A 1,285-nucleotide genomic window follows, 5' to 3' on the forward strand; every position below is an offset into this window, starting at 1 on the left:
GTCATAGGAGTAAGAATTGCCCTGTGTGCCACTGGTATTTTGCGAGATCAGGGTAGTGGTATTGTTAAGCGTATCGCGCAGGAAGATGTCCTCATTACCGTTATTATCCCCTTCCACGAGGTTGTTGGCGTAGCTTGTAAACACCACAAAGCGTCCATCGGAAGACACAGACGACCACCTGGATGCATCATTACCCCGTGCTCCGCTGGAAGATTGTGAGATCAGGATAGTGGAGTTGTGTAGCGTATCATGCAGAAAGATATCCTCAACCCCGTTGTCATCCCCATCCACCAGGTTGTCAGCACTACTCCCAAATACCACAAACCGGCCATCAACCGAGAGGGAAGGCGCATAGGATTCATTATTGCCCTGTTCGCCCCAAGTGGATTGTGAAATCAGTCTCGTAGTGTTGTTGCGCGTATCGCGCAGGAAAATGTCACGGACACCGTTGTAGTCCCCCGAGACCAGGTTGCTGGAATAGCTTTCAAACACCACAAACCGGCCGTCAGCAGAGAGAGATGGCGCACAAGAGGATCTGTATACTGACGTACCAACATCAGGTTGTGATACAAGTGTCACGGTGGACGAGGCAATGGGATTATTGACGGCACGTTCAGCGCTCAACGTGTAGGTGCCAGTGCCCGCACCATACGCTTTGGCTTCAAGGTAATGGAGTCCACTGACAGTCGGAATGTACACGATGCCGGCATCGAGACTGGCATTTGTGTCGTCATTATAGGCCAGTTGCTGTCCGTAACTGTTGCGCAGCGCCAGACTGGTATCCCCCAGCGTTCCCATGCCTGTGGGAGATCCCTGCATGGAGAAAGAATAAACGTTGCCAGCTGTCAGGATAACTGTAAACCAGTCCGTATCACCAATGGTGGCAATCTCGCCTGCGATGTGACCATCAATGGGCAGGAAGCCCGCTGTCATGGATGTGGAACCGTAGTCATCCACATATACGGTGGCTTCAAGCATGCCGGCAGCGAGTCCATCAAACGGGTTACCCATCACATCAGTCACCACACCGGAACCGAATGTAAGCCCCAGTGTGTGTCCGCTGGTAATGGCAAGCGATGGGTAGATGGTCATGGTGGAACCAGAGAAACTGACAGAGCCGGTATCGTTCACATCAATTGCCTGATGGAGTTGTCCCGTGGTCAGATCGGTAATCGTGATATAGCCATCCCCGGCCCGGACAGTCTCGTTGAACGACAGGACAACATGATGACTCCCACTGTTGTCCGCACCAATGACAACGGTACTCCCGTCCATCGGGGCGGTC

At 52.8% G+C, this 1,285-nt stretch carries 1 protein-coding gene and 1 pseudogene; both read right to left on the bottom strand.

The genetic code is table 11. The features are described 5' to 3' along the window. A partial coding sequence (locus Mcas_RS17245) for a TolB family protein (protein WP_235203669.1) occupies positions 1-1,014 on the bottom strand: 1,014 nt, incomplete at its 3' end. 42 nt (positions 1,015-1,056) lie between these two features. Next, positions 1,057-1,275: pseudogene (locus tag Mcas_RS19375) on the bottom strand (hypothetical protein); the annotation flags it as partial. Between the last annotated feature and the right edge of the window lie 10 nt (positions 1,276-1,285).

This window comes from Candidatus Magnetobacterium casense (assembly GCF_000714715.1).
In the GTDB taxonomy this organism is placed as follows: Bacteria; Nitrospirota; Thermodesulfovibrionia; order Thermodesulfovibrionales; family Magnetobacteriaceae; genus Magnetobacterium; species Magnetobacterium casense.